This is a genomic window from Neobacillus solisequens (assembly GCF_051233465.1).
GTDB lineage: Bacteria > Bacillota > Bacilli > Bacillales > Cytobacillaceae > Neobacillus.
The window spans coordinates 1-949 of the sequence record NZ_JBKFGJ010000043.1 but is presented as its reverse complement, the minus strand read 5'-3'; the positions used below and the strand labels follow the sequence as shown (position 1 = coordinate 949).

The following is a 949-nucleotide window of genomic DNA, read 5'->3' as shown; positions in this document are numbered from 1 at the left end:
TCAGTAGGTTGGGGGTTCAAGTCCTCTAGCCGGCACCACTTAAGAGCCATTAGCTCAGTTGGTAGAGCATCTGACTTTTAATCAGAGGGTCGAAGGTTCGAGTCCTTCATGGCTCACCATTTAAATATGCGGGTGTGGCGGAATTGGCAGACGCACCAGACTTAGGATCTGGCGCCGCAAGGCGTGGGGGTTCGACTCCCTTCACCCGCACCATTTAAATTAATAGTAGTATGCGGAAGTAGTTCAGTGGTAGAACACCACCTTGCCAAGGTGGGGGTCGCGGGTTCGAATCCCGTCTTCCGCTCCAATAGTGCCGGGGTGGCGGAACTGGCAGACGCACAGGACTTAAAATCCTGCGGTAGGTGACTACCGTACCGGTTCGATTCCGGTCCTCGGCACCATTTAAAATATGCGCCCGTAGCTCAATTGGATAGAGCGTTTGACTACGGATCAAAAGGTTATGGGTTCGACTCCTTTCGGGCGCGCCATATTTATCGGGAAATAGCTCAGCTTGGTAGAGCACTTGGTTTGGGACCAAGGGGTCGCAGGTTCGAATCCTGTTTTCCCGACCACTTATAGTTTGGGGCCTTAGCTCAGCTGGGAGAGCGCCTGCTTTGCACGCAGGAGGTCAGCGGTTCGATCCCGCTAGGCTCCACCATTTATTTTTATAAATATATTGACATTGTCTTTTTTAATTGTTAATATGTAAAAGTCGCCTTTGAGAGCGATAAAGATTGATCTTTGAAAACTAAACAAACAAGAACGTCAACAAACAATAATATTCATTTCGTTAGAAATGAAGCCAACGTTTTATTTTATGAGCTAATCAATCTTTTTGGAGAGTTTGATCCTGGCTCAGGACGAACGCTGGCGGCGTGCCTAATACATGCAAGTCGAGCGAACCACTTCGGTGGTTAGCGGCGGACGGGTGAGTAACACGTGGGCAACC

At 49.1% G+C, this 949-nt stretch carries 7 tRNA genes and 1 rRNA gene; all 8 read left to right on the top strand.

The window, feature by feature from the left end:
• Positions 1 to 43: 43 nt before the first annotated feature.
• Positions 44 to 119, top strand: a tRNA-Lys gene (locus ACI3K6_RS23435).
• Between the two features lie 9 nt (positions 120 to 128).
• Positions 129 to 213 (top strand) — tRNA-Leu (locus tag ACI3K6_RS23430).
• Between the two features lie 19 nt (positions 214 to 232).
• Positions 233 to 307 (top strand) — tRNA-Gly (locus tag ACI3K6_RS23425).
• 5 nt (positions 308 to 312) lie between these two features.
• Positions 313 to 401, top strand: a tRNA-Leu gene (locus ACI3K6_RS23420).
• A gap of 10 nt (positions 402 to 411) precedes the next feature.
• Positions 412 to 488: transfer RNA gene (locus tag ACI3K6_RS23415), tRNA-Arg, on the top strand.
• Positions 489 to 495: 7 nt separating this feature from the next.
• Positions 496 to 572 (top strand) — tRNA-Pro (locus ACI3K6_RS23410).
• A gap of 10 nt (positions 573 to 582) precedes the next feature.
• Positions 583 to 658: transfer RNA gene (locus tag ACI3K6_RS23405), tRNA-Ala, on the top strand.
• Between the two features lie 174 nt (positions 659 to 832).
• Positions 833 to 949 (top strand): 16S ribosomal RNA (locus tag ACI3K6_RS23400); the annotation flags it as partial.